The 21,273-nt window shown below is 67.6% G+C and carries 18 protein-coding genes and 1 CRISPR repeat array; of the genes, 8 read left to right on the top strand and 10 right to left on the bottom strand.

The window, feature by feature from the left end:
* Positions 1–113 precede the first annotated feature (113 nt).
* The 4 genes from AC5W54_RS19965 (at position 114) to AC5W54_RS19950 (ending at position 4,021) form a co-directional block, all read left to right on the top strand.
* Positions 114–884 carry an ABC transporter ATP-binding protein gene (locus tag AC5W54_RS19965; RefSeq protein WP_495963852.1) on the top strand — a complete coding sequence of 257 codons (771 nt, stop codon included), beginning with the start codon at positions 114–116 and terminating at the stop codon, positions 882–884.
* An 83-nt stretch (positions 885–967) separates the two neighbouring features.
* Entirely contained in the window at positions 968–1,672 is a 705-nt protein-coding gene (locus tag AC5W54_RS19960; protein WP_495963851.1) for an ABC transporter ATP-binding protein, read from the top strand.
* Positions 1,673–1,718: 46 nt separating this feature from the next.
* Positions 1,719–2,726 carry a branched-chain amino acid ABC transporter permease gene (locus AC5W54_RS19955; RefSeq protein WP_495963850.1) on the top strand — a complete coding sequence of 336 codons (1,008 nt, stop codon included), beginning with the start codon at positions 1,719–1,721 and terminating at the stop codon, positions 2,724–2,726.
* Entirely contained in the window at positions 2,723–4,021 is a 1,299-nt protein-coding gene (locus AC5W54_RS19950; RefSeq protein ID WP_495963849.1) for a branched-chain amino acid ABC transporter permease, read from the top strand. The genes AC5W54_RS19955 and AC5W54_RS19950 overlap by 4 nt, the downstream gene beginning before the upstream one ends.
* 60 nt (positions 4,022–4,081) lie before the next feature.
* On the opposite strand, the gene AC5W54_RS19945 is transcribed toward AC5W54_RS19950, so the two are convergent.
* Positions 4,082–5,287: an ABC transporter substrate-binding protein gene (locus AC5W54_RS19945; RefSeq protein ID WP_495963848.1), complete on the bottom strand. Its 1,206-nt coding sequence runs from the start codon at positions 5,285–5,287 to the stop codon at positions 4,082–4,084.
* 270 nt (positions 5,288–5,557) lie between these two features.
* Here AC5W54_RS19945 and AC5W54_RS19940 point away from each other — a divergent pair, with 270 nt between their 5' ends.
* Together AC5W54_RS19940 and AC5W54_RS19935 are read left to right on the top strand one after the other, a co-directional pair.
* On the top strand, positions 5,558–6,316 hold the full coding sequence (locus AC5W54_RS19940) for a dienelactone hydrolase family protein (protein WP_495963847.1): 759 nt from the start codon (positions 5,558–5,560) through the stop codon (positions 6,314–6,316).
* Between the two features lie 88 nt (positions 6,317–6,404).
* Complete coding sequence (locus AC5W54_RS19935) at positions 6,405–7,460, top strand: C45 family autoproteolytic acyltransferase/hydrolase (RefSeq protein ID WP_495963846.1); 1,056 nt, start codon at positions 6,405–6,407, stop codon at positions 7,458–7,460.
* 17 nt (positions 7,461–7,477) lie between these two features.
* Here AC5W54_RS19935 and AC5W54_RS19930 read toward each other — a convergent pair whose 3' ends face one another.
* Positions 7,478–7,753 carry a hypothetical protein gene (locus tag AC5W54_RS19930; protein WP_495963845.1) on the bottom strand — a complete coding sequence of 92 codons (276 nt, stop codon included), beginning with the start codon at positions 7,751–7,753 and terminating at the stop codon, positions 7,478–7,480.
* A 278-nt stretch (positions 7,754–8,031) separates the two neighbouring features.
* On the opposite strand from AC5W54_RS19930, the gene AC5W54_RS19925 reads away from it, so the two are divergent.
* Complete coding sequence (locus AC5W54_RS19925) at positions 8,032–9,459, top strand: bifunctional enoyl-CoA hydratase/phosphate acetyltransferase (RefSeq protein ID WP_495963844.1); 1,428 nt, start codon at positions 8,032–8,034, stop codon at positions 9,457–9,459.
* Between the two features lies 1 nt (position 9,460).
* A complete protein-coding gene (locus tag AC5W54_RS19920; protein WP_495963843.1) occupies positions 9,461–10,666 on the top strand; it encodes an acetate/propionate family kinase in 1,206 nt (401 codons plus the stop codon).
* A gap of 165 nt (positions 10,667–10,831) precedes the next feature.
* Here AC5W54_RS19920 and AC5W54_RS19915 read toward each other — a convergent pair whose 3' ends face one another.
* The 8 genes from AC5W54_RS19915 to cas7e form a co-directional block, all read right to left on the bottom strand.
* Positions 10,832–11,416, bottom strand: coding sequence for a DUF4202 domain-containing protein (locus AC5W54_RS19915; protein ID WP_495963842.1), 585 nt, complete (start codon positions 11,414–11,416; stop codon positions 10,832–10,834).
* A gap of 77 nt (positions 11,417–11,493) precedes the next feature.
* On the bottom strand, positions 11,494–12,315 hold the full coding sequence (locus tag AC5W54_RS19910; RefSeq protein WP_495963841.1) for a CmcJ/NvfI family oxidoreductase: 822 nt from the start codon (positions 12,313–12,315) through the stop codon (positions 11,494–11,496).
* A 627-nt stretch (positions 12,316–12,942) separates the two neighbouring features.
* Positions 12,943–16,814: a CRISPR direct-repeat array (repeat unit 29 nt; unit sequence CGGTTGAGCCCCGCGCCTGCGGGGATCGG).
* Between the two features lie 110 nt (positions 16,815–16,924).
* Positions 16,925–17,218 carry a type I-E CRISPR-associated endoribonuclease Cas2e gene (gene cas2e, locus AC5W54_RS19905; protein ID WP_495963840.1) on the bottom strand — a complete coding sequence of 98 codons (294 nt, stop codon included), beginning with the start codon at positions 17,216–17,218 and terminating at the stop codon, positions 16,925–16,927.
* On the bottom strand, positions 17,218–17,622 hold the full coding sequence (locus tag AC5W54_RS19900; protein ID WP_495963839.1) for a hypothetical protein: 405 nt from the start codon (positions 17,620–17,622) through the stop codon (positions 17,218–17,220). The genes cas2e and AC5W54_RS19900 overlap by 1 nt, the downstream gene beginning before the upstream one ends.
* A gap of 5 nt (positions 17,623–17,627) precedes the next feature.
* Entirely contained in the window at positions 17,628–18,548 is a 921-nt protein-coding gene (gene cas1e, locus AC5W54_RS19895) for a type I-E CRISPR-associated endonuclease Cas1e (protein WP_495963838.1), read from the bottom strand.
* 24 nt (positions 18,549–18,572) lie between these two features.
* Entirely contained in the window at positions 18,573–19,271 is a 699-nt protein-coding gene (gene cas6e, locus AC5W54_RS19890; protein ID WP_495963837.1) for a type I-E CRISPR-associated protein Cas6/Cse3/CasE, read from the bottom strand.
* The gene (gene cas5e, locus AC5W54_RS19885; RefSeq protein ID WP_495963836.1) at positions 19,271–20,026 is read right to left on the bottom strand and encodes a type I-E CRISPR-associated protein Cas5/CasD; all 756 of its coding nucleotides are present in this window, start codon (positions 20,024–20,026) and stop codon (positions 19,271–19,273) included. Before cas5e ends, cas6e begins: the two co-directional genes overlap by 1 nt.
* A gap of 9 nt (positions 20,027–20,035) precedes the next feature.
* A complete protein-coding gene (gene cas7e, locus AC5W54_RS19880) occupies positions 20,036–21,109 on the bottom strand; it encodes a type I-E CRISPR-associated protein Cas7/Cse4/CasC (RefSeq protein WP_495963835.1) in 1,074 nt (357 codons plus the stop codon).
* Positions 21,110–21,273 lie beyond the last annotated feature (164 nt).

The raw sequence follows: 21,273 nt of genomic DNA, 5'->3' as shown, positions 1-21,273 counted from the left end.
GGCGGTTTGCGGCCGGCCCATGATGCCGCGGCCCGCGGCGCGACAACGCCGCCCGGGCACCACGCCTCGCCAGCGGCGGGCAACAGCGACAGACAACAACAGTGGAACGGAACATGGCAGCCATCATCGACGTTCGACACGTCCACAAGGCGTTCGGTGGCCTCAAGGTCATCGACGACTGCTCGATCCGGGTGGAGGAGGGCTCGATCACCGGGCTCATCGGTCCCAACGGGGCCGGCAAGTCCACCCTGTTCAACATCATCGCCGGCGCCCTGCCGCTGGACCGAGGCCAGGTGCTGTTCGACGGCGAGGACATCACCGGCCGGCCTGCCAACGAGCTGTTCCACAAGGGGCTGCTGCGCACCTTCCAGATCGCCCACGAATTCTCCCGGCTGACGGCGCTGGAGAACCTGATGATGGTGCCGCCCCGGCAGGCCGGCGAGGAGCTGTTCGACGCCTGGCTCAAACCCGGCCTGGTGCGTCGGCAGGAGGCCGAAGTGCGCCGCAAGGCCCTGGAGGTGATCGACTTCATCGGCCTGCACCACGTGCGCAACGAACTGGCCGGCAACCTCTCCGGCGGCCAGAAGAAGCTCCTCGAGCTCGGCCGCACCATGATGACCGACGCCCGGGTGGTGCTGCTCGACGAGATCGGCGCCGGGGTCAACCGCACCCTGCTCGGCGACCTGATGAGCAACATCGAGCGCCTCAACCGCGAGATGGGTTACACCTTCCTGGTGATCGAGCACGACATGGCCATGATCGCCCGGCTCTGCGACCCGGTGATCGTGCTGGCCCAGGGCAGCGTGATGGTCGAGGGCACCATCGAGGAGATACGTAACGACCCCCGGGTCATCGAGGCCTACTTTGGCTCCAACGTAGCCTGAGGGGCGCCGGCGCCGCCTGACGGCGCCGCGGAACGCGATCGCCCCGGAAAACAACAAGACAGCCATGACGCAGGGAACCATCGATGCCACTACTCGAAGCGCGCGACGTCTACGGCGGCTACGGCGGCATGAACATCCTCAACGGGGTGGACTTGGCGATCGAGGCCGACGAGATCGGGGTGATCGTCGGGCCCAACGGGGCCGGCAAGTCGACCATGCTCAAGGCCATCTTCGGCCTGCTCACCGTCAGCCGGGGCGAGATCCTGCTGCGCGGCGAGCCGATCCACAACCTGCCGCCCCACAAGCTGGTGCAGATGGGCATGGGCTTCATTCCCCAGGAGAAGAACGTCTTCCCCAGCCTGACGGTGAAGGAGAACCTGGAGATGGGCGCCTTCCTCAAGCCCGAGAACATCAAGCGCATGTTGGCGCAGGTCTACGAGTTCTTCCCCCCGCTCTACGACAAGCGCCACCAGCCCGCCGGCGAGCTCTCCGGCGGCCAGCGGCAGATGGTCGCCATGGGCCGGGCGCTGATGGCCGAGCCCAGCCTGCTGCTGCTCGACGAGCCCACCGCCGGCCTCTCGCCGCTCTACATGAACGAGATCCTCGAACGGGTGAAGACGATCAACGCCGCCGGGGTCGGCATCCTGATGGTGGAGCAGAACGCCAAGCAGGCGCTGGCCATCGCCGACAAGGGCTTCGTGCTGGCCGCCGGCCAGAACCGCTTCACCGACACCGGCGCCGCGCTGCTGGCCGACCCCGAGGTCGCCAGAAGCTTCCTGGGCGGCTGAGCCCGCCGCCCCCGCGCCCTCCGGAATCTCCCGTGGAGAACACGTCTTGAACGAACTGGTCTTCTTCATCAACAACGTGGTGGTGGCCGGCAGCGTGACCGGCTCGATCTACGCCATCGGCGCCGTCGGCGTGACGCTGGTGTTCAGCATCATGCGCTTCGCCCACTTCGCCCATGCCGACATGATGACCTTCGGCGCCTTCATGGTGCTGCTGCTGACCCTGGCCTTCCCCGGCGTCGGGAGCGCCGTGGGGCTGCCCACCGCCGTCGTCATGCTGCCGCTGGCCATGGTGCTCACCGCCGCCCTCGCGGTCGGCATCGACCGCGCCATCTACAAGCCGCTGCGCGCCCATGGGGTCCAGCCCATCGTCATGGTGATCGCCTCGCTGGGCGTGACGCTGATGCTCCAGGGAATGATCCGGCTGTTCGCCGGCACCAGCAGCCGGAGCCTCTACATCGCCGAACGCAAGGAGATCTACCGCCTCGAGCTGCCCTTCGAGGTCGTCACCCGCCCGGTGGTCGTCACCGAGCCGCAGGTGATCCTCTTCGTGCTGACCATCGCCGCCGTGGTGGGGCTGCACCTCTTCCTCAGCCGCTCACGGCTGGGCAAGGCGATGCGCGCCATGTCCGACAACCCCGACCTGGCCCAGGCCTCCGGCATCAACACCCACACCATCGTGGCGGTGACCTGGGTGATCGCCGGTGGCCTGGCCGCCATCGCCGGCACCCTGCTGTCGCTCGACGTGACCTTCAAGCCCGACCTGAGCTTCTTCCTGCTGCTGCCGATCTTCGCCGCGGCCATCGTCGGCGGCGTGGGTCACCCCTACGGGGCCATCGCCGGCGGCTTCGTGGTCGGCTTCGCCGAGACCCTCGCGGTGTTCAACTGGACGGTGCTGCTGCGCCCTCTCCAGCAGCACTTCCCCGAGTGGCTGGAGCTGCCGCGCAACCTGGCCTTCGTCGGCACCGAGTACAAGATCGTGGTGCCCTTCTTCATCCTGGTCGCCATCCTGGTGTGGCGGCCCACCGGACTCTTCAAGGGCAAGGTGATCACATGACCGAGACGAGCCAATCCCAGCCCCCCGTCCGGCACTTTCCGCGGCGCGAGGTGATCCTGTTCGCTGCCCTGCTGGTGGCCGTGCTGGGTGTCTACGCCGTGATGGGCGTCGCCTACAGTACCCGCATGCTGGTGGAAGCCGCCTGCTACGCCATCCTGGCGCTGGGGCTGACCATCCAGTGGGGCTATGCCGGCCAGTTCAACGCCGGGGTGATGGGCTTCGTCGCCCTGGGCGGCTTTTCCGCCATGTTCTTCAGCATACCGGTCAACGACGCCTTCTGGGACAGCGAGCTGCCCGGTGAGCTCGGCCTGGCGCTGCTCTACCTGCTCGCTGCCGCCGTGGTGGTCTATGGCGCCACCAAGCTCGACCGCCTGGGGGTGCCGAAGCGGCTGCGCACGGTGATCGCCGTGGTCGTCGCGGTGGTGCTCTACCTGATGGTGATCAGCGTGCTGCGCGGGGTCACCGGCGAGATCGAGTCGCGCGCCGGCTTCATCGGCGGCCTGGGCCTGCCGGCCTGGACCGGCTGGATCGTCGGCGGGATGCTGGCCGGCGGCATCGGCTACTTCATCGGTCATATCTGCCTGGGGCTGCGCAGCGACTACCTGGCCATCGCCACGCTCGGCATCGCCGAGATCATCAAGGCCTTCCTCAAGAATTCCGACTGGCTGACCCGCGGCACCGCCACCGTCTCACCATTGCCCTGGCCGACCCCCGGGGCCGGCGATCTCGGTTTCGTGGTGTCCCGCTCACTCTATCTGTCGGTCACGGCGGTGATGATCGCGGCGATCTTCTTCCTGCTGCACCGCGCCTATCACGCCCCCTGGGGGCGCATGATCCGCGCCATCCGCGACAACGAGGTCTCCGCCGCGGCCATGGGCAAGGACATCAACCGCCGCCGCCTGGAGATCTTCGTGCTGGGCTGCGTGCTGATGGGCATCGGCGGGGCGGCGCTGACCAGTTTCAACAGCATCTTCGACCCCCAGGGCTTCCTGCCGCTCAACCACACCTTCCTGGTGCTGGTGATGGTGATCCTGGGCGGGCCGGGCAACAACCTCGGCACCATCTTCGGCGCCGTGGCGGTCTACCTCATCTGGATCATGTCCGAGCCGCTGGCACTCTTCCTGATGCAGCTGGCAGTAAGCTTCGGCGAGGGCGCCTTCGACTGGGAGGCACCCCGCCACCTGGAAAGCCGCGCCCTGCAGGCCCGGGTGTTCGTGATCGGCCTGCTGATCACCCTGGTGCTGCGCTTCGCGCCCAGGGGGTTGTTGCCGGAGAAGGTCCGGCACATCGGATAGAAGAAAGGCCCCGGGGGGGAAACCGCCGGGACCTTCGTTCATCCGCGCTGGAGCGCGCAATCAGGGCTCGATGAAGCCCCGGCTGACGAAGGCGCCACTCTCGACCGCCATCTCGACCACCACGCCGGGCACGTCGCCGTTCTCGTCGAACTCGTGGCTGCCGGAGGCGCCCTCGTAGTTGATCTCGGTGCCGGCGGCGATCAGTTCCACGGCCTTCTCCCACTCGCCGGGCAGGATCACCTCGCCGGGGGCGGAAGAGACGCTGCGCAGCGCCGCGGAGAGCCCCTCGCGCTCGGCGCTGCCGTTCTGCTCGATGGCCAGGGCCAGCAGGAAGGCGGCGTCGTAGGCCTGGGCGGCGAACACCGCGCTGGGGTCGAAGCCGGCCGCCTGGGCGGCCTCGTTGAAGATCTCGGTCCCCGGCAGGTCGGGGCTGCCCGGGCGGGTGGCGATCATGCCCTCGAGCACATCGGCGCCGACCGCCTCGACCAGCCTGTCCCCCACCATGCCGTCGGCACCCACGTACTGGGTGAACATGCCGCCCTCGTAGGCCTGGCGCAGCACCGTCTGGCCGGAGCCGTCGGCATAGGCCAGCACCACCAGGGTCTCGGTGCCGGTGGCCGACAGAGACCCTAGCTCCGAGCGGTAGTCGGCACGACCATCCTCATGGGCGAGGTTCTCGGCCACCAGGCCGCCGCCGGCCTCGAAGGCCTCGCCGAAGGCATCCGCCAGGCCCCGGCCATAGTCGTTGTTGACGTAGGTGACCGCCACCTCCTCGATGCCCTGATCGAGCAGCAGCTTGGCCAGCATCTCGCCCTGGAAGCTGTCGGAGGGCACGGTGCGGAACACCAGGTCGTTGTCGTCGAGCTCGCTCACCGCCGGGGCCGTGGAAGCCGGCGAGACCATCACCACCCCACCGGGAATCGCCGCGTTGTTGGCCGCGGCGATGGTCGCCCCGGTGCACAGCGCCCCGACGATGGCGGTGACCTGCTCGGTGTTGACCATGCGATCGGCCGCATTGGTCGCCGCCGAGGCGTCGGCACAGGTGGTGTCGGCACTGGGCATCACCAGTTGCTGGCCGCCCAGGATGCCGCCCTGCTCGTTGATCTGCTGTACCGCCAACTGGGCGCCATCGAAGATCGGTGGTGTGAGACTCTCGATCGGCCCCGTGAAGCCGCCCAGGAAGCCGATCTTCACCTCGGCCTGGGCCGCTCCGCTCAGGGCCAGGGCAGACGCCGCCACGGCCATCGCCAATACACGCTTCTTCATGGTGGTTGTTCCCCTTCGTGTGACTGCGTACGTAATTGAAATTGTAGCGGGTGCAGTCGAAATTGCGGGTTCCTTCAGGACCTAAATCTGGAAGGCAACGGCCAAAAACACAAGCTTACGCTGCCAACGCTAGGCATCGCCGATGCCCGGCCACTCATACTCTTTGCCTACCATGACGAACGCCTCGACCTTACAACGCTGATGAACTGCCGCCCGCGGCGGGCGCCTATACTGACAGGTCGGATCCTCACGCCCCCGACAGGAGTTCCCATGCGCCCCCTCATCGCTACCGCCACGCTGCTGATCGCCTTCGGCCTGACGACCGGCGTTCACGCCTTCACCCCTGCCGGCGACGACATCGTCTACGAGGTCGGCGACGAATCCTTCGAGGGCTATCTCGCCACGGCCGAGGGCGAGGCACGCGGCACCGTGGTGATCGTCCACGACTGGGACGGCCTGGGCGACTACGAGCGCCAGCGTGCCGACATGCTGGCCGCCGAGGGCTACGACGCCTTCGCCCTCGACCTCTTCGGCCAGGGCAACCGCCCGGCGACCACCGAGGGCCGCCAGGCCGCCACCCGCGCCCTCTACGAGGATCGCGAGCGCATGCGCGCCCTGACGCTCGCCGGCCTGGCCGAGGCCCGCGCCCAGGGGGCCGCCGAGACCGCGGTGGTGATCGGCTACTGCTTCGGCGGCGCCGTGGCCCTGGAGATCGCCCGCTCCGGCGAGGCCGAGGGCGTGGCCGGCTATACCAGCTTCCACGGCGGGCTGGGTACACCGGAAGGCCAGCAGTGGCCCGAGGACACCCCGCCGCTGCTGATCGCCCACGGCGGCGCCGACAGTGCCGTGCCCATGAGCGATGTCGCCACCCTGGCCGAGGAGCTCGAGGCCGCCGGCGCCACCTACGAGATCCAGGTCTACTCCGGCGCCCCTCACGGCTTCACCGAGTTCGACAGCGACCGCTACCAGGAGCGTGCCGACGAGCGCTCCTGGGCCGCCTTCCTCGGCCTGCTCGGCGAGGTGCTTTGACCTGAGCGCCCCCTGCCGGGCCGGTACGGGGCCGGCCCGCCGCATGCTACAGTGACGACATCGGGGCCCACCGATTCGCGAGGTCGTCATGCAACTCATCACGCTTTCCGGCAGTCGCCGCGAGATCGGCGAGGCCCACGGCCTGGCCCATGCACGGCTCATCCACCGCAGCCTCGAGGTCTACGACCGTCTGTTCCTCGACTTCGTCGGCATCCGCTGGCAGGAGGCCCGCCAGGAGGCCGAGCGTTTCGGCGCCATGATCGAGCGCGGCTTCCCCGAGATCCTCGACGAGATGGTGGGCATCGCCCGCGGCGCCGGGCTCGATCTCGCCGACGTCCTCACCCTCAACTGCCGCAGCGAGATCGCGCTGACCCGGGCCAGCGGCGGCTGCTCCGCCTTCGCCCTGCAGCGCGCCGGCCGGCAGTGGCTGGCTCAGAACTGGGACTGGCGCACCGATCAGCTGCACAACGTCGTGGTGCTCAAGATCGTCGGGGAGGACGCCGCCCCGCTGATCAGCATCGGCGAGGCCGGCATGGTGGCCAAGATCGGCATGAACGCCCACGGCATCGGGGTGTGCCTCAACGCCATCCGCTCCCGGACCTGCGGCGAGGGCCTGCCGATCCACGTCGCCCTGCGCAAGATCCTCGAGAGCCCCGACCTGGAGAGCGCCGTGGGCGTGGCCACCCGCGACCGGGTCTGCTCCCCCGCCCACTTCCTGATCGCCAGCGCCGACGGCCAGGCCGCCGGCCTCGAGGTCCACCCCGGCGAACCCGGCCGGCTCACGCCCAAGCGCGGCGTGGTCACCCACACCAACCACCTCTATGCCCGGGCCGCCACCTGCCAGGTCGAGGACTTCCCGCGGCCCGACTCCCGCCCGCGGCTGGCGCGCCTGGATGCCCTGCTGCGCGAGCGGCTGGCCACCGATGCCGAGGTGAGCGACGCCATCCTGTTCGAGATCCTCAGCGACCATCACGGCGCCCCGCTGTCGATCTGCCGGCACTTCAACCCCGCCCAGCCACCGGAGGAGCGCATGGAGACGCTGTTCGCCGTGGTCATGAACCTCAGCGAGCGCCGCCTCACCCTGCGCCACGGCAAGCCCTGCGAGGCCACCGACACCCTCAGTGTGACCCTCGAATCGGCCTGAGCTCGGCGCTGGCACACCTAGCGCGCCACCCGCTGACGCCGCCAGGCGCCCAGCGCCGGCGCCTCATCCAGTTCCCCCTTGAGGTACTGCTCGGTGGTCAGTAGGAACAGGCGGCGAAAGAGATCGTGGATCGCCTCCTCGCGGCGCAGGACCAGCAGCTCCTGCTCCTCCAGTGTCATGTCCTCCGGCGCCTTGGGATACTCCCAGGCCACCCGCACCGAGCCGGTGGTGGCATCACAGATCTGCAGGGTCGGGTTGGTACCCTTGAGTCCGGTATTGATGCGGTACGGCATGCTGTCCTCCTTGATCGCTCTATCAAATGACAACAATTATCATTTGCAATTGAGAATCTAGGCGGCATGCTGCGCCTTGTCAAATCCTGCGTAGATCGCGGAAACCGTTCGCAGGCGCCACGGGCAGCCCAAGCGCCAGCACCAGCGCGGGGGCCCGCGGGGGCGAATGCCCACGATGGTGAAAAGCGATATGGATCAACACGCCCTGCCCATCTACCGGCTATGCTGGGAATCATCCCTTGCTGCAATGCAATGCATGACGACCGGAGCCGCCCGACATGGATGCCTCATCCGACGACCGCTACATCGAGAACCGCACCTTCGACGAGATCCAGGTGGGCGACCAGGCCCAGTTGGAGAAGCGCCTGACCCTCGACGACATCAAGCTGTTCGCCATCATGTCCGGCGACGTCAATCCCTCCCACGTGGACGACGACTTCGCCCGCAGCACCCGCTTCCAGGAGGTGATCGCCCACGGCATGTGGGGCGGCGCCCTGATCTCCACGGTGCTCGGCACCCAGCTGCCCGGCCCCGGCACCCTCTACCTGGGCCAGACCCTGCAGTTCCGCGCGCCGGTCAACCTGGGCGACGTGCTCCGAGTCAGCGTGCGAGTCACCGCCAAGGACGAAACACGCCAGCAACTCACCCTGGACTGCCGCTGCGAGAACCAGAAGGGCAAGGTAGTGATCGAGGGCGAGGCCCAGGTGCTCGCCCCCACCCAGAAGATCCGCCGCCTCCGGGCCGTGCTGCCCACGGTGCGCCTGGCCGAGCGCGGCCGCCTGCACGAGATCCTCTCCGCCGCCGACCACCCCGCCGCCATCCCCATGGCCGTGGTGCACCCGGTGGACGACGTCTCGCTCACCGGCGCCGTGGCCGCCGCCCGCCACGGGCTGATCGTGCCACTGCTGGTCGGCCCCGCGGCCAGGATCCGGGCCGCCGCCGACGCCGCCGGCCTCGACATCGGCGACTTCGAGCTGATCGACACGCCCCACAGCCACGCCGCCGCCGAGCGCGCCGTGGCCCTGGTACGCGAGGGGCGCGCCGAGGCATTGATGAAGGGCGCCCTGCACACCGACGAGCTGATGCACGAAGTGTTCAAGCGCGACAGTGGCCTGCGCACCGAGCGCTGCATCAGCCACGTGATGGCCTTCGACGTGCCCACCTACCCGCGGCCGCTGTTCATCACCGACGCCGCCATCAACATCACGCCGGGCCTCGCCCACAAGCGCGACATCATCCAGAACGCCATCGAGCTGGCCCACGCCCTGGGCAATGCCAACCCCAGGGTGGCGATCCTCTCGGCGGTGGAGACCATCAACCCGCGCATGCCCTCCACCCTGGACGCCGCCGCCCTGTGCAAGATGGCCGAGCGCGGCCAGATCCGCGGCGGCACCCTGGACGGCCCGCTGGCCTTCGACAACGCCATCTCCGAGGCCGCCGCCCGCGCCAAGGGCATCGATTCGCCGGTGGCCGGGCGCGCCGATATCCTGGTCGCCCCCGACCTGGAGGCCGCCAACATGCTGATGAAGCAGCTCACCTACCTGGCCGATGCCACCGGCGCCGGCCTGGTGATCGGCGCCCGGGTGCCCATCGTGCTCACCAGCCGCGCCGACGAGGCCATCACCCGCATGGCCTCCTGCGCGCTGGCCCTGCTGCTCGCCGACCACCAGCAACGCCACGGCCTGCCGGGCAATGTGAGCGACTGAGATGAGCGACATCCTGACCCTCAACAGCGGCTCCTCGAGCCTCAAGTTCGCCCTCTACGCCGGGCAAGCCGGCCAGGCGCTGGCCGACCTCACCCCGCGCTATCGCGGCCAGTTCGCCGGGCTCGGCACCGCCACGCCGGGCTTCCAGTTGCACGACGCCCGGGGCCGGCCGCTGGACGCCGACCTCGGGCCGCTGCCCGAGCGGCTCGACCACCGGGACGCCACCTCCCGGCTGCTGACGTGGATCGACGCCATGCCCGACCTGGCACTCGCCGTGGTCGGCCATCGCGTAGTGCATGGCGGGCAGCGCTACCACCGCCCGGTGGTGCTCACCCCGGCGATCGTCGACGAGCTGGAGGCGCTCAACTCCCTGGCCCCGCTGCACCAGCACTTCTGCCTGGCGCCGGTGGCGCGGCTCGCCGAGCGCCACCCCGCGCTGCCCCAGGTGGCCTGCTTCGATACCGCCTTCCACGCCACCCAGCCCGACGTGGCCCGCCACTTCGCCCTCCCTCGCGACCTCACCGCCCGTGGGCTGATCCGCTACGGCTTCCACGGCCTCTCCTACGACTACCTCAATCAGGTCCTGCCAGAGCACCTCGGCGACGCCCCCCGGGCGCGGGTGATCGTCGCCCACCTCGGCAACGGCGCCAGCCTGTGCGCCATCCGCGACGGCCAGAGCGTGGCCTCCACCATGGGCTTCACCGCCATCGAGGGGCTGCCCATGGGCACCCGCAGCGGCAGCCTCGACCCCGGCCTGGTGCTGCACCTGATCCACGAGGAGGGCATGAGCGTCGAGGCGGTCAGCGACCTGCTCTACAAGCGCTCCGGCCTGCTCGGCGTCTCCGGCATCAGCAGCGACATGCGCGACCTGCTGGCCAGCCCCGCCCCCGAGGCCCGGGAGGCCATCGAGCTCTACACCTACCGCGCCGTGCGCGAGATCGGCAGCCTGGCCGCCGCCCTGGGCGGGCTCGACCAGCTCGTCTTCACCGCCGGCATCGGCGAACACGCCGCGCCGGTGCGCGAGGCCATCTGCCGCGGCTGCGACTGGCTCGGCCTGACCCTCGACGCCGCCGCCAACCGCCGCCACGACCGACGCATCAGCAGCGCCGACAGCCGCGTCGGCGCCTGGGTCATCCCCACCGACGAGGAGCGGATGATCGCCTGGTACAGCGCGGGGGTGGTGGTGCGCCGCCTGGCGGATTCCTAAGCTTTGTCCGAAAGTCGTCGAGCGATGGTCAGACAAGGCAAAAATTGGCGAAAAGACGGAGTTTACGCGGTGTAAATGAGGTCTTTGAGCCGATTTTTAACGCCGTATGACCGAGCGCAGGCAGTTTTCAGACAAAGCGAAACTCCCCGGCACCGCCGCGCGCTCTCAGCCCGCCAGAGCCTCCTCCACCAGCGCCCGCGCCTCGGGCGCCATGGGCAGCCCCAGCGCCAGCTCGTGGGCCCGCGGCGACATCTTCTTCCAGGTCTTCTGCACGATGCGGATCAGGTGGTCATGCTCCACCTGCTTCGAGAAGTCGGCGAAGTAGTTCTCCAGGAACACCAGGCAGGCGCAGTCCTCCACCGCCTGGGTGCCCTCGTCGCGCCCCAGGCCCTGCTTGCGGATCATCTGCGCCACCCGCTCGGCCTGCTCGGCCGTGTAGCCGGCCTCCTGCATCACCCGCGCCGTGGTCTCGCCGGCCCGCTTGCCCTGGTCGCGCCGCCAGGTGAGATAGCCCACCCGCCCCTCGGGGTAGTCGCCACGCGGCACCTGCCAGCGCTGCAGATGCTGCGCCCGCACCGCCAGCTGCACCAGCTCGTCGGGAGCCTCCATCAACCGCTCGAGCCAGGCGCTCATCCGCCGTCCGTGCCACAGCTCCAGCGGCAGCGACTCGCCCGCGACCTCGACGCGGCGCGGGTCCTCAGCGTGGAGGGCATCGAGGGCGGCGAGGGTCTTGTCGAAGTGGGTAGTCATGGCACGGTTCCTTGCGATGATGGACTGGGTCAGAGGGTAACAGGATCGGGCGCGGGCCACGGCCGGGTCACGGAAACCTAACCGAAGAAGGCCAGGGTGCGGACCTCGATGCTCTCGCGCGGCGGGGCGCCCGGCGGCGTATGGGGGTCCTGGAAGGCGGTATGGGGGGTGAAGCGGGCACGGCCGTCGCGACGCGAGTCATACCCCTTGATCAGCAGGGCTTCGTCACGGCGCATGTCGGGAAAATAGTACCAGCGCTGGTGCGGATGGTAGGCCAGGTGGTAGATCTCGCCGATACGATTCGGGTAGACGAGATCGGTGGCCAGCAGGTCGCCGGGGTCGAGCGTCGAGGCGTCCAGCAAGGCCAGCGGCGAGCGTTTGACGGGCCCGCGTATCGGGCGCCACAAGTTGATCTGGGCCACCGGCACCGCCTCCAGCGCGGCGGCCTCGTCCCTGCCCAGTACGTCGCGGATCCGCTCGGGGCCCGAGTGCTCGGTGTAGTCGTTATGTACACGGCTGGCCGGGCCGCGAATATCGCGCTGCTCGGCATCGCTGCGCCGGGTGTGATCGAAGACGACGACCCGGCTCGCACCGGTCAGCTCCTTGATCAAGGCCTCGACCTCGGCATAGTAGACGCTTTCGACCGCTGCATCGTCGTAGAGGTCGTCGACCGCCGTCTCCCGCCGGTGCAGCTCGAACCCCTGCGTGTCCAGGGAAAAACCGTCCGCCAACGGACGGCCGTTGTGTAGCGTGACCTCGCGCGCCTCCTGCTCGGCGAAATAGTGCGGCTCGCTGTCACCGGTCAGCGCCTCGGTATGCACGTAGGGTTTCGCCTCGCGCTTGACCAGATAGGTGAGTGTCGCGGTGACGCTGGCGGGCGTGTCGGTCGTGCGCTGCATGTCATGCCTCCCGGTTGGCTGGCCGCATCCGATGTGGTGTCACCGTGGCGGCTCGGTAGCTTGCCTGTCGGCTCCTTCCTATCAGGTATATGGCTTCGAACCGGCGCTTTCAAATGCGCCCGGCGGTGCATGGCCCCGACCGGGTCTTCCCTTGAGATCCAGGGATCTTACTGAAAAATCAGCATGTCGAGGGTGTTCTGGCGGTGGACCGCCAGCGCCGGGAGGCCCTAGGGGCAGGCCTCGGCGCCTTTCGGCGAACATGCCGCCATCGTCAAGATATTCGTGGGGAAGCCCCAGAATTAGATCTACTGCATCACTGACTGGCCGTCTGGTTGAGCCCCGCTCCTGCGGGAGCCGGGCCTAACGGATCCCCAGAGGTCTTACTGAAAAATCAGCATGTTGATGATGTTTTGATGATGGACTGCCAGCGCTGGGAGGCCCTAGGGGGTCAGACCCCGGCGGTGTCGAATCCGCTTTCCACGTGCGTGATGACGATCCTGGCAACTCGGCTGGGGTCTGACCCCATAGGGGCAGGCCTCGGTGCTTTTTTCGGCGAACATGCCGCCATCGTCTAGATATTCGCGGGGAAGCCCAGGATTAGACCTGCTGCATCACTGACTGGCCGTCCGGTTGAGCCCCGCGCCTGCGGGGATCGGGACCAGGTGAGACTCGATCACCGTTTCGGCATCGGTTGAGCCCCGCGCCTGCGGGGATCGGCCCTTGGCCTTGCCGGGGCGATGGATGGTGTGCGGTTGAGCCCCGCGCCTGCGGGGATCGGAACCACCAGATCCCGCAGACATCATTGTCGTCCGGTTGAGCCCCGCGCCTGCGGGGATCGGGGTCTGCCGTGGCTCGTCTCTCGACGGACAGCCGGTTGAGCCCCGCGCCTGCGGGGATCGGCGCTGCAGTCGGTTCTGATCGAGGCTGCGGGCCGGTTGAGCCCCGCGCCTGCGGGGATCGGTTCAGCTCGAGGATCTTCTCGAAGTTCTCGGCCGGTTGAGCCCCGCGCCTGCGGGGATCGGGTTAGTACCTTTTCTGAAGGAATGTATGCTGACGGTTGAGCCCCGCGCCTGCGGGGATCGGGACAAGCGGTTTCGCTCCGAGGCCTACCTGGCCGGTTGAGCCCCGCGCCTGCGGGGATCGGTACTGCGCCTTGCGCTTCGAGACGGCGCTGGCCGGTTGAGCCCCGCGCCTGCGGGGATCGGGACCGAGGAGGAGGCCGAGGAGGTCCGCCGGCTGGTTGAGCCCCGCGCCTGCGGGGATCGGGCCGCTACTGCCGCGCGTAGGCGAGCGTTCGACGGTTGAGCCCCGCGCCTGCGGGGATCGGCACTTGGTCACCTCGTCGAGGAAGCCGCCGCGCGGTTGAGCCCCGCGCCTGCGGGGATCGGGCGGCGCCGACGAGATCGATCTGGCGCAGCGCCGGTTGAGCCCCGCGCCTGCGGGGATCGGCGCTCCTGGTGCACACCAAGCACAATCGAGCCCGGTTGAGCCCCGCGCCTGCGGGGATCGGTCCTCGCGGCGCCGGACCAGGCCGGGCAGCACCGGTTGAGCCCCGCGCCTGCGGGGATCGGCACTAGACCACCAGGGTTCAGGGCTGCAAGAACGGTTGAGCCCCGCGCCTGCGGGGATCGGCTGCGTGAAAGTGTCTTGAGTGGTAGCCATTACGGTTGAGCCCCGCGCCTGCGGGGATCGGGCCTTCTTCTTCAGCTCCTCGTTTTCCTCGTCCGGTTGAGCCCCGCGCCTGCGGGGATCGGGGTTTGCTCGTCGGCAACCTCGACCTTGATTCCGGTTGAGCCCCGCGCCTGCGGGGATCGGATGCTGCCCGGCTGGCAGAAGTGGCGCCCAACCGGTTGAGCCCCGCGCCTGCGGGGATCGGGACAAGGTGGCGGATGTCCTGACGCACAAGGACGGTTGAGCCCCGCGCCTGCGGGGATCGGCGGGTCGTCGCCGTGCTTCTCGAGCACCATGTCGGTTGAGCCCCGCGCCTGCGGGGATCGGTAAGTCGGCCATGGAGATGATGTCATGAACAACGGTTGAGCCCCGCGCCTGCGGGGATCGGGGCGGCGGCGGTGATGTCGCCATCCACCTGGCCGGTTGAGCCCCGCGCCTGCGGGGATCGGGAGCAGCAGGGCTTCACGGTGGACGGCGCGACCGGTTGAGCCCCGCGCCTGCGGGGATCGGAGCGCCCAGCCGGGCGCGACGCTGCCGATGGCCGGTTGAGCCCCGCGCCTGCGGGGATCGGTGGACGTTGATCAGCGACAGGTCGCCGCATGCCGGTTGAGCCCCGCGCCTGCGGGGATCGGTTAGCGATGAAGTGACGTTCGCTCAGTTTGAGCGGTTGAGCCCCGCGCCTGCGGGGATCGGCAACACTCCGCCCCCCAGAAGCTCGCCCGCGCCGGTTGAGCCCCGCGCCTGCGGGGATCGGTGATGAGGGTGCTTGATAGCTTCATGGTGAATCGGTTGAGCCCCGCGCCTGCGGGGATCGGGGGCTGGGCCGCAACATGCGGGGCCAAGATGCCGGTTGAGCCCCGCGCCTGCGGGGATCGGGGGGAGGCCAAGGAGGGCGACCGGCTGGCGGACGGTTGAGCCCCGCGCCTGCGGGGATCGGGTCGATGCTGTCTGTCCAGTTCATGCGGCCTCCGGTTGAGCCCCGCGCCTGCGGGGATCGGGCGCTCGTTTGACGCCAGCTCCTCCATCGCTACGGTTGAGCCCCGCGCCTGCGGGGATCGGGGAAACGCTGCCAGCAATGCCATCGGCAGTGGCGGTTGAGCCCCGCGCCTGCGGGGATCGGACCGGCCGCCAGATCACCCGCGGCCAGGGTGCCGGTTGAGCCCCGCGCCTGCGGGGATCGGCTTGCCCTTGAAAAAGGCCTTGAGGTCGGGAACGGTTGAGCCCCGCGCCTGCGGGGATCGGGAGTTCTCGCCGAGGATAAAATCGACGGCGGTCGGTTGAGCCCCGCGCCTGCGGGGATCGGTTGTACTCGGCTCCGATTCGGTCAAGGTGAGCCGGTTGAGCCCCGCGCCTGCGGGGATCGGGAATTCATGCCGGCTCTCGTGCCGGTGGACGCCGGTTGAGCCCCGCGCCTGCGGGGATCGGAAAATCAGCCTGAGTGGCATCATGCCCCTTGGCGGTTGAGCCCCGCGCCTGCGGGGATCGGCAGCGACACGAGGCAAACACGACGGGCCGAGACGGTTGAGCCCCGCGCCTGCGGGGATCGGTGCATGGGGCTGCGCAAGTACGACGCGGTGATCGGTTGAGCCCCGCGCCTGCGGGGATCGGGTGCGACTCAGTGCCTGAAAGATGCCATCGACCGGTTGAGCCCCGCGCCTGCGGGGATCGGGTCGGCGAGTGCGATGCCGATGGCGTCGACAACGGTTGAGCCCCGCGCCTGCGGGGATCGGTTCCACGGGCCATGGTCTCGCGCACCGTAAGGCGGTTGAGCCCCGCGCCTGCGGGGATCGGGCTGGCAGCACCATCATCACTGTGGGCGTGGACGGTTGAGCCCCGCGCCTGCGGGGATCGGATGGCATCGCCGGGTATGTGGAGCAGGCACAACGGTTGAGCCCCGCGCCTGCGGGGATCGGACCGCGACAGCTGACGCCACCCACTCCCTGGCCGGTTGAGCCCCGCGCCTGCGGGGATCGGGAGGCCCTGGAGTCCGCCGACTTCTCCAGCTTCGGTTGAGCCCCGCGCCTGCGGGGATCGGAGGATCGCGTCCGCGCCGAGACAAGCCGTGATCGGTTGAGCCCCGCGCCTGCGGGGATCGGTTCGGCGGCATCCAGGAGGCCATCGCCGCCATCGGTTGAGCCCCGCGCCTGCGGGGATCGGTCGAGCTTGCAACCTGGCACCTTCTCGCCCGCCGGTTGAGCCCCGCGCCTGCGGGGATCGGGTGCCAGCAGGCACGCAACGCCAAGCGCCGACTGGTTGAGCCCCGCGCCTGCGGGGATCGGGCCCCCAACTCCGGCAGCGTGGTCACGCCGTTCGGTTGAGCCCCGCGCCTGCGGGGATCGGTCCCTCGCCCGATGCGGCGCCAGGTGCGCGTACGGTTGAGCCCCGCGCCTGCGGGGATCGGGTGCTATCCATCGACATATCCCTCCCATGCCTCGGTTGAGCCCCGCGCCTGCGGGGATCGGTCAAGGTCGATATTCGGGACGATGGATTGAGGCGGTTGAGCCCCGCGCCTGCGGGGATCGGGTCGCCTGACTTCGAGGAGGCGACGGTGCGCGCGGTTGAGCCCCGCGCCTGCGGGGATCGGTCTACATGCGTACCACCTACGAGGACTTCACCCGGTTGAGCCCCGCGCCTGCGGGGATCGGAGCACCATGGCGCGGGGGCTGGGCGCGGCGGGCGGTTGAGCCCCGCGCCTGCGGGGATCGGCCCGCATTCAGCGGTAACACGCGGCCCGGAGGCGGTTGAGCCCCGCGCCTGCGGGGATCGGAGCGCCTCGCGAGGAGACAGTGTGCGGGTGGGCGGTTGAGCCCCGCGCCTGCGGGGATCGGACTAATCGTAGATTATTGTTCTACAAAAGGAAAATCGCCGGCAGAAATTCTACCGACGATTTTGCCTATTTTTTATACAGCCCAGATTCTTAAAGAGCCTTTCTTATCAGTTATTTAGTATCACGAGGCATAAATCGCACCAAACGTAGGCCATCATGGTCCCAGGGTTCACGCCGGTTGATGCCGTATGTCTGAAACTCGAAGCCAGACTCATGGTTGCTGGCCCAGGCCATGGCGACATTGCCATCCTCAGCAAGAGCATGGACTTGTTCCCAGATCATTTCCCTGACTCGTTTGCTGACATCCCCGACATAAACGCCGGCGCGAATTTCCAGCAGCCAGACGGCAAGCCGTCCTCTCAGGCGGGGCGGCACCGCTTCGGTCACAACCACTAGCATGGCCATCATCCACTCCTATGCCCTGCATCACCGATGGATGGTGGTTCGGGAATCGCCGCCGGTACGGCTTCCGGTGCGGGGGGTGGTGGCACGATCTCCCCGGCCGCCAAGACCTCCTCGATCATCGGGATCAACCGCTGCAATATCTTGGTCTGCTTGAAGGCGTCCCGGCAGGCGATACGAACCTCACGCTCCGCCATGGGAGGATTGCGCGCCGCAACCCGAAAGGCCGCCGGGACCACCGTCTCGAACTTGACGATATCGGCAATATCGTAGACGAAGCTTTTCGGCTTGCCGGTATGCAGAAAACCGATGGCGGGGGCATAACCCGCGGCCAGGATGGCGGCCTCACTGATGCCAAGCCGTCCTCTCAGGCGGGGCGGCACCGCTTCGGTCACAACCACTAGCATGGCCATCATCCACTCCTATGCCCTGCATCACCGATGGATGGTGGTTCGGGAATCGCCGCCGGTACGGCTTCCGGTGCGGGGGGTGGTGGCACGATCTCCCCGGCCGCCAAGACCTCCTCGATCATCGGGATCAACCGCTGCAATATCTTGGTCTGCTTGAAGGCGTCCCGGCAGGCGATACGAACCTCACGCTCCGCCATGGGAGGATTGCGCGCCGCAACCCGAAAGGCCGCCGGGACCACCGTCTCGAACTTGACGATATCGGCAATATCGTAGACGAAGCTTTTCGGCTTGCCGGTATGCAGAAAACCGATGGCGGGGGCATAACCCGCGGCCAGGATGGCGGCCTCACTGATGCCATAGAGACAAGCCGTGGCGGCGGAAAGGCATTGGTTGGCCACATCGGAGGCGTCCCACTGGGTCGGGTCGTAACGCCGCCCCGACCATTTGACGCCATACTGCTTGGCGATCAGCTGATAGGTCTTGCGAACCCGTGCGCCTTCGATCCCTCGTAACTGTTCGACACTGCGCCGCTCCGGCGGTGGCTCGCCGAAGCGCAGCTCGAACATCTTGCGCACCACCTTCAGACGCAGTTTGTCATCGAGTGCCAGTTGGGCCTGATAGAGCAGCTTGTCGGATCGCGCACCTCCCGGCTGCCCGGCACTATAGAGCCGAACCCCGGCATCCCCGACCCAGATCAGCAGGGTTCCCACGGTTGCCGCCAACTTGATGGCGGCATGGGAAACCCGGGTGCCCGGCTCCAGCAACAGGCAAGCCACCGCCCCCACCGGGATATGCATGCGCTCGCCATTGACCTCATCGATAACCACGAAGGCGCCATCGCGCACATCGATCTGCCCCATACCGACGAAGATCATCGACATGCGGTCCTTCATGGGGATCGGCTTGAGCGGGATAAACCCCATCATGGCCTCCTTGCCGAGGTTGTCCTACGGTCGACGGATCAGCATCAGGCCACAGCCGAATGCCTTGGCCCTGCCAATGCCGTGCGCCAAGGTTTCGATCAGGCGGCCAGGGTCGGTCACCTCCAGCAGCCCTTCATAATCCACGCTGGAGAACTGGATGGCATCACGCCGCCCCGGCTTCTGGAGGGCGTGTTGACGATAGGCGCCGACCTCCGGTGTCACCGGCAAAGCAAAGCCGAGCCCCTCGGCTCTCGTCTCCAACCAGCCTCGGGCAGCCTGATCCATGGCTTGAATACACTCAGGACTGGTTCGATGCCCCGGAGGAAAGGGTTTCTTCGCCGCCATCAGCACATCGCTGCGGGCTGAGTGCTTAGCCCCCTCGACCCGCCGCGCCACCGTCGGGTTGGCGCGCAACCGGAACGCCAGTTGCTCGCCTTCCCGTAGTGTCGGCGCAAAGGGTTTGCACTGCACATCGAGCAGGCCAGCGATGGCGACGGGTTCACGGTCGGAGAGTACATAGAAGAGCGGCAGCCCCTTGGGAGGCTTGCCCTGCTCGGTGTCCTCTTCCATCTCCTGACGAAACAGGAAGGGCCGAGCCCCCTGATAGCCAGAAAAAGCCTGCCAGAGCAGTTGGTGGGCGCCATAGGCGCCACCCTGCATGACATCGAACAGGGCCTCGCGGGAGAGACCATTGAGATCGACGCGAATACGTGAAAGATACATCAGCGTCCCTCCTCTGCACGCACGAACCGCCGGAATTCGGTGCGTGGCCCGAATTGCCAGCGACGACGGTTGAGTGGCCTGTCCCAGACATCGCTGGACTCAACGCCGCGGCTCTCGCCATCCAGCAGATCGGCCCCTCCTTCCCAGGCATACATCACATCGTCAGTAAGTCTCAAAGCCACTTTTTCAGCCTTTTCCTCTTTACCAACCAGCACGGGAAACGCCGTGTCCAGTGCATCACGCAACCGCTCTGCCCGGACCAACCGGGAAGCCAAAGGCGCGGAAAGAGGGCAGGACTTACGACCTAGATAGAGCAGATATTGCGGTCGCTGTAGCGCTGCTTGCATCGCTTCCAGGGAGACCTCAGCATCCTCGGCAGCCCATACCGCGACGGTCCAGAGACCGTCGCAGCGATAGTCGCGGCTGGAGAGGATGGTGTTGATCACCTTGCGCGGCGCATTCAGTTCATCGCGGCGCGTGCGATAGCTCACCCTGGCCTGAGCCCCAGGCACTTGGGCGGTATGATAATCACGCAACAGAGAGCCAGGGGAGCGTTGCTTGACGGCGATACGCACGCTATCACCCAGGGCCTGCTGTTCGGCTTCATCCTCACGCTTGATGCCCAAGGCGGCGCCGAGCAGGCCGAGGATCGCCCCACGTCCGGGGTGAGCAGCGGTAGGGCGTGTCTCGCCTACCGCCGCCTCCCCCCAACTGGCGAGCGGCGCATAGAGCCGAAAGACTAGATATTCCGTCATGTCGGCTCCTTAGCGCTCATTGCTGAGAAACTCGATCAAACCATCGAGATTACCCGTCACGACATCCCCCTCGAGGGTGGGGCCCTGATAATCAGGCAACGCGGAGACCACATAGCGCCGATCGGCCCCCGCTCCATAGGCCGAGTCGAAGGCATTGGCCTGAGCCTCAAGCCGCCGCACGGCCTCAGTGGCCTGATCCTGGCCGGCAACCGGCCGCAGGAAGGCTACCGACAGCGAGCGTGGCTGCTGGTCGCCCTTCTCGGCCAACACATAGCTGGCATGGGCACGAGAGCCGAAACTGTTCTGCTTGCCCTTGGGCGAGGTGCGCATGGCGGCCTCGACCAGGGCGGCAATGGCACGCTCGGCCAGCTCGTTATCGCCATTGAGATTATCGATCAGTTGCTGGCGATCGATGCAGACATAGCTGTAGAACAGCCCGGCACCGAAACCGGCCTCTCCCACATGGGCCGCTCCACGATGCTCGTCACCGGTGTTGAGATCGTCCACGGCGGTGAAATAGTCATCTTCGACTTCCGCCGCGTGGACGGTAAGGGCATGGGCCACCTGACAGGCTGCCTCGACGTTGTATTCCGGCACCGCTGCCAGCATGCGGCCGAACAGGGCGATATCCGCAGCGGCCGGCTTACGGCGCAGGAGATCCAGATCGGCTTTCTCCGGCGCCCGATTTTCTGCAACCAACGTCTCGACAAGAGCATCCACCGCCGCCTGCTCCTCGGGGCCGATATGCACCAGCTGGCTCGTCGCCAGTTCCCCCTTGGCGACATCACCGAAAACTTTGGCAATCTCCGTGGCCCAGTCCCGTGCGTCCTTATCCTTCACGCCTTTTTCCAGCAGGCGCTGCTCGGCCTCGATGCCCACGCGCTTGGTACGCTGGCCACGGTGCTGACCCACTGCCTCCTCGAACAAGGCTGAGGTACGCCAGGTACGCTTGAGACTCTGGGAAGAGACACGCAGGCGCTTGGCACCGCCCATGATGGCGGTCTTCGGCCGTCCCAGGTCATCGCGATTGAGATTGGCCGGCGGGTAGGAAGTCAGCAGATGCAGTTGAATGAAATGGCTCATGATAAGTTCCCTGTCGTAATGAATGGCAAAAGCTCGATCTGTTCTGGTCAAGCCAGAGCGGACACATTTTCAAGCCGCAGCTGCCAATTCAATCTCCCTCGGCGTCTGGTAGCCCAGGGTCGAGTGGAGCCGGCAGCTGTTGTACTCCATCTCGATGTATTCGA

Source organism: Halomonas sp. LMYGS-3 (assembly GCF_059509875.1).
This window is presented reverse-complemented; position numbering and strand designations above follow the sequence as displayed.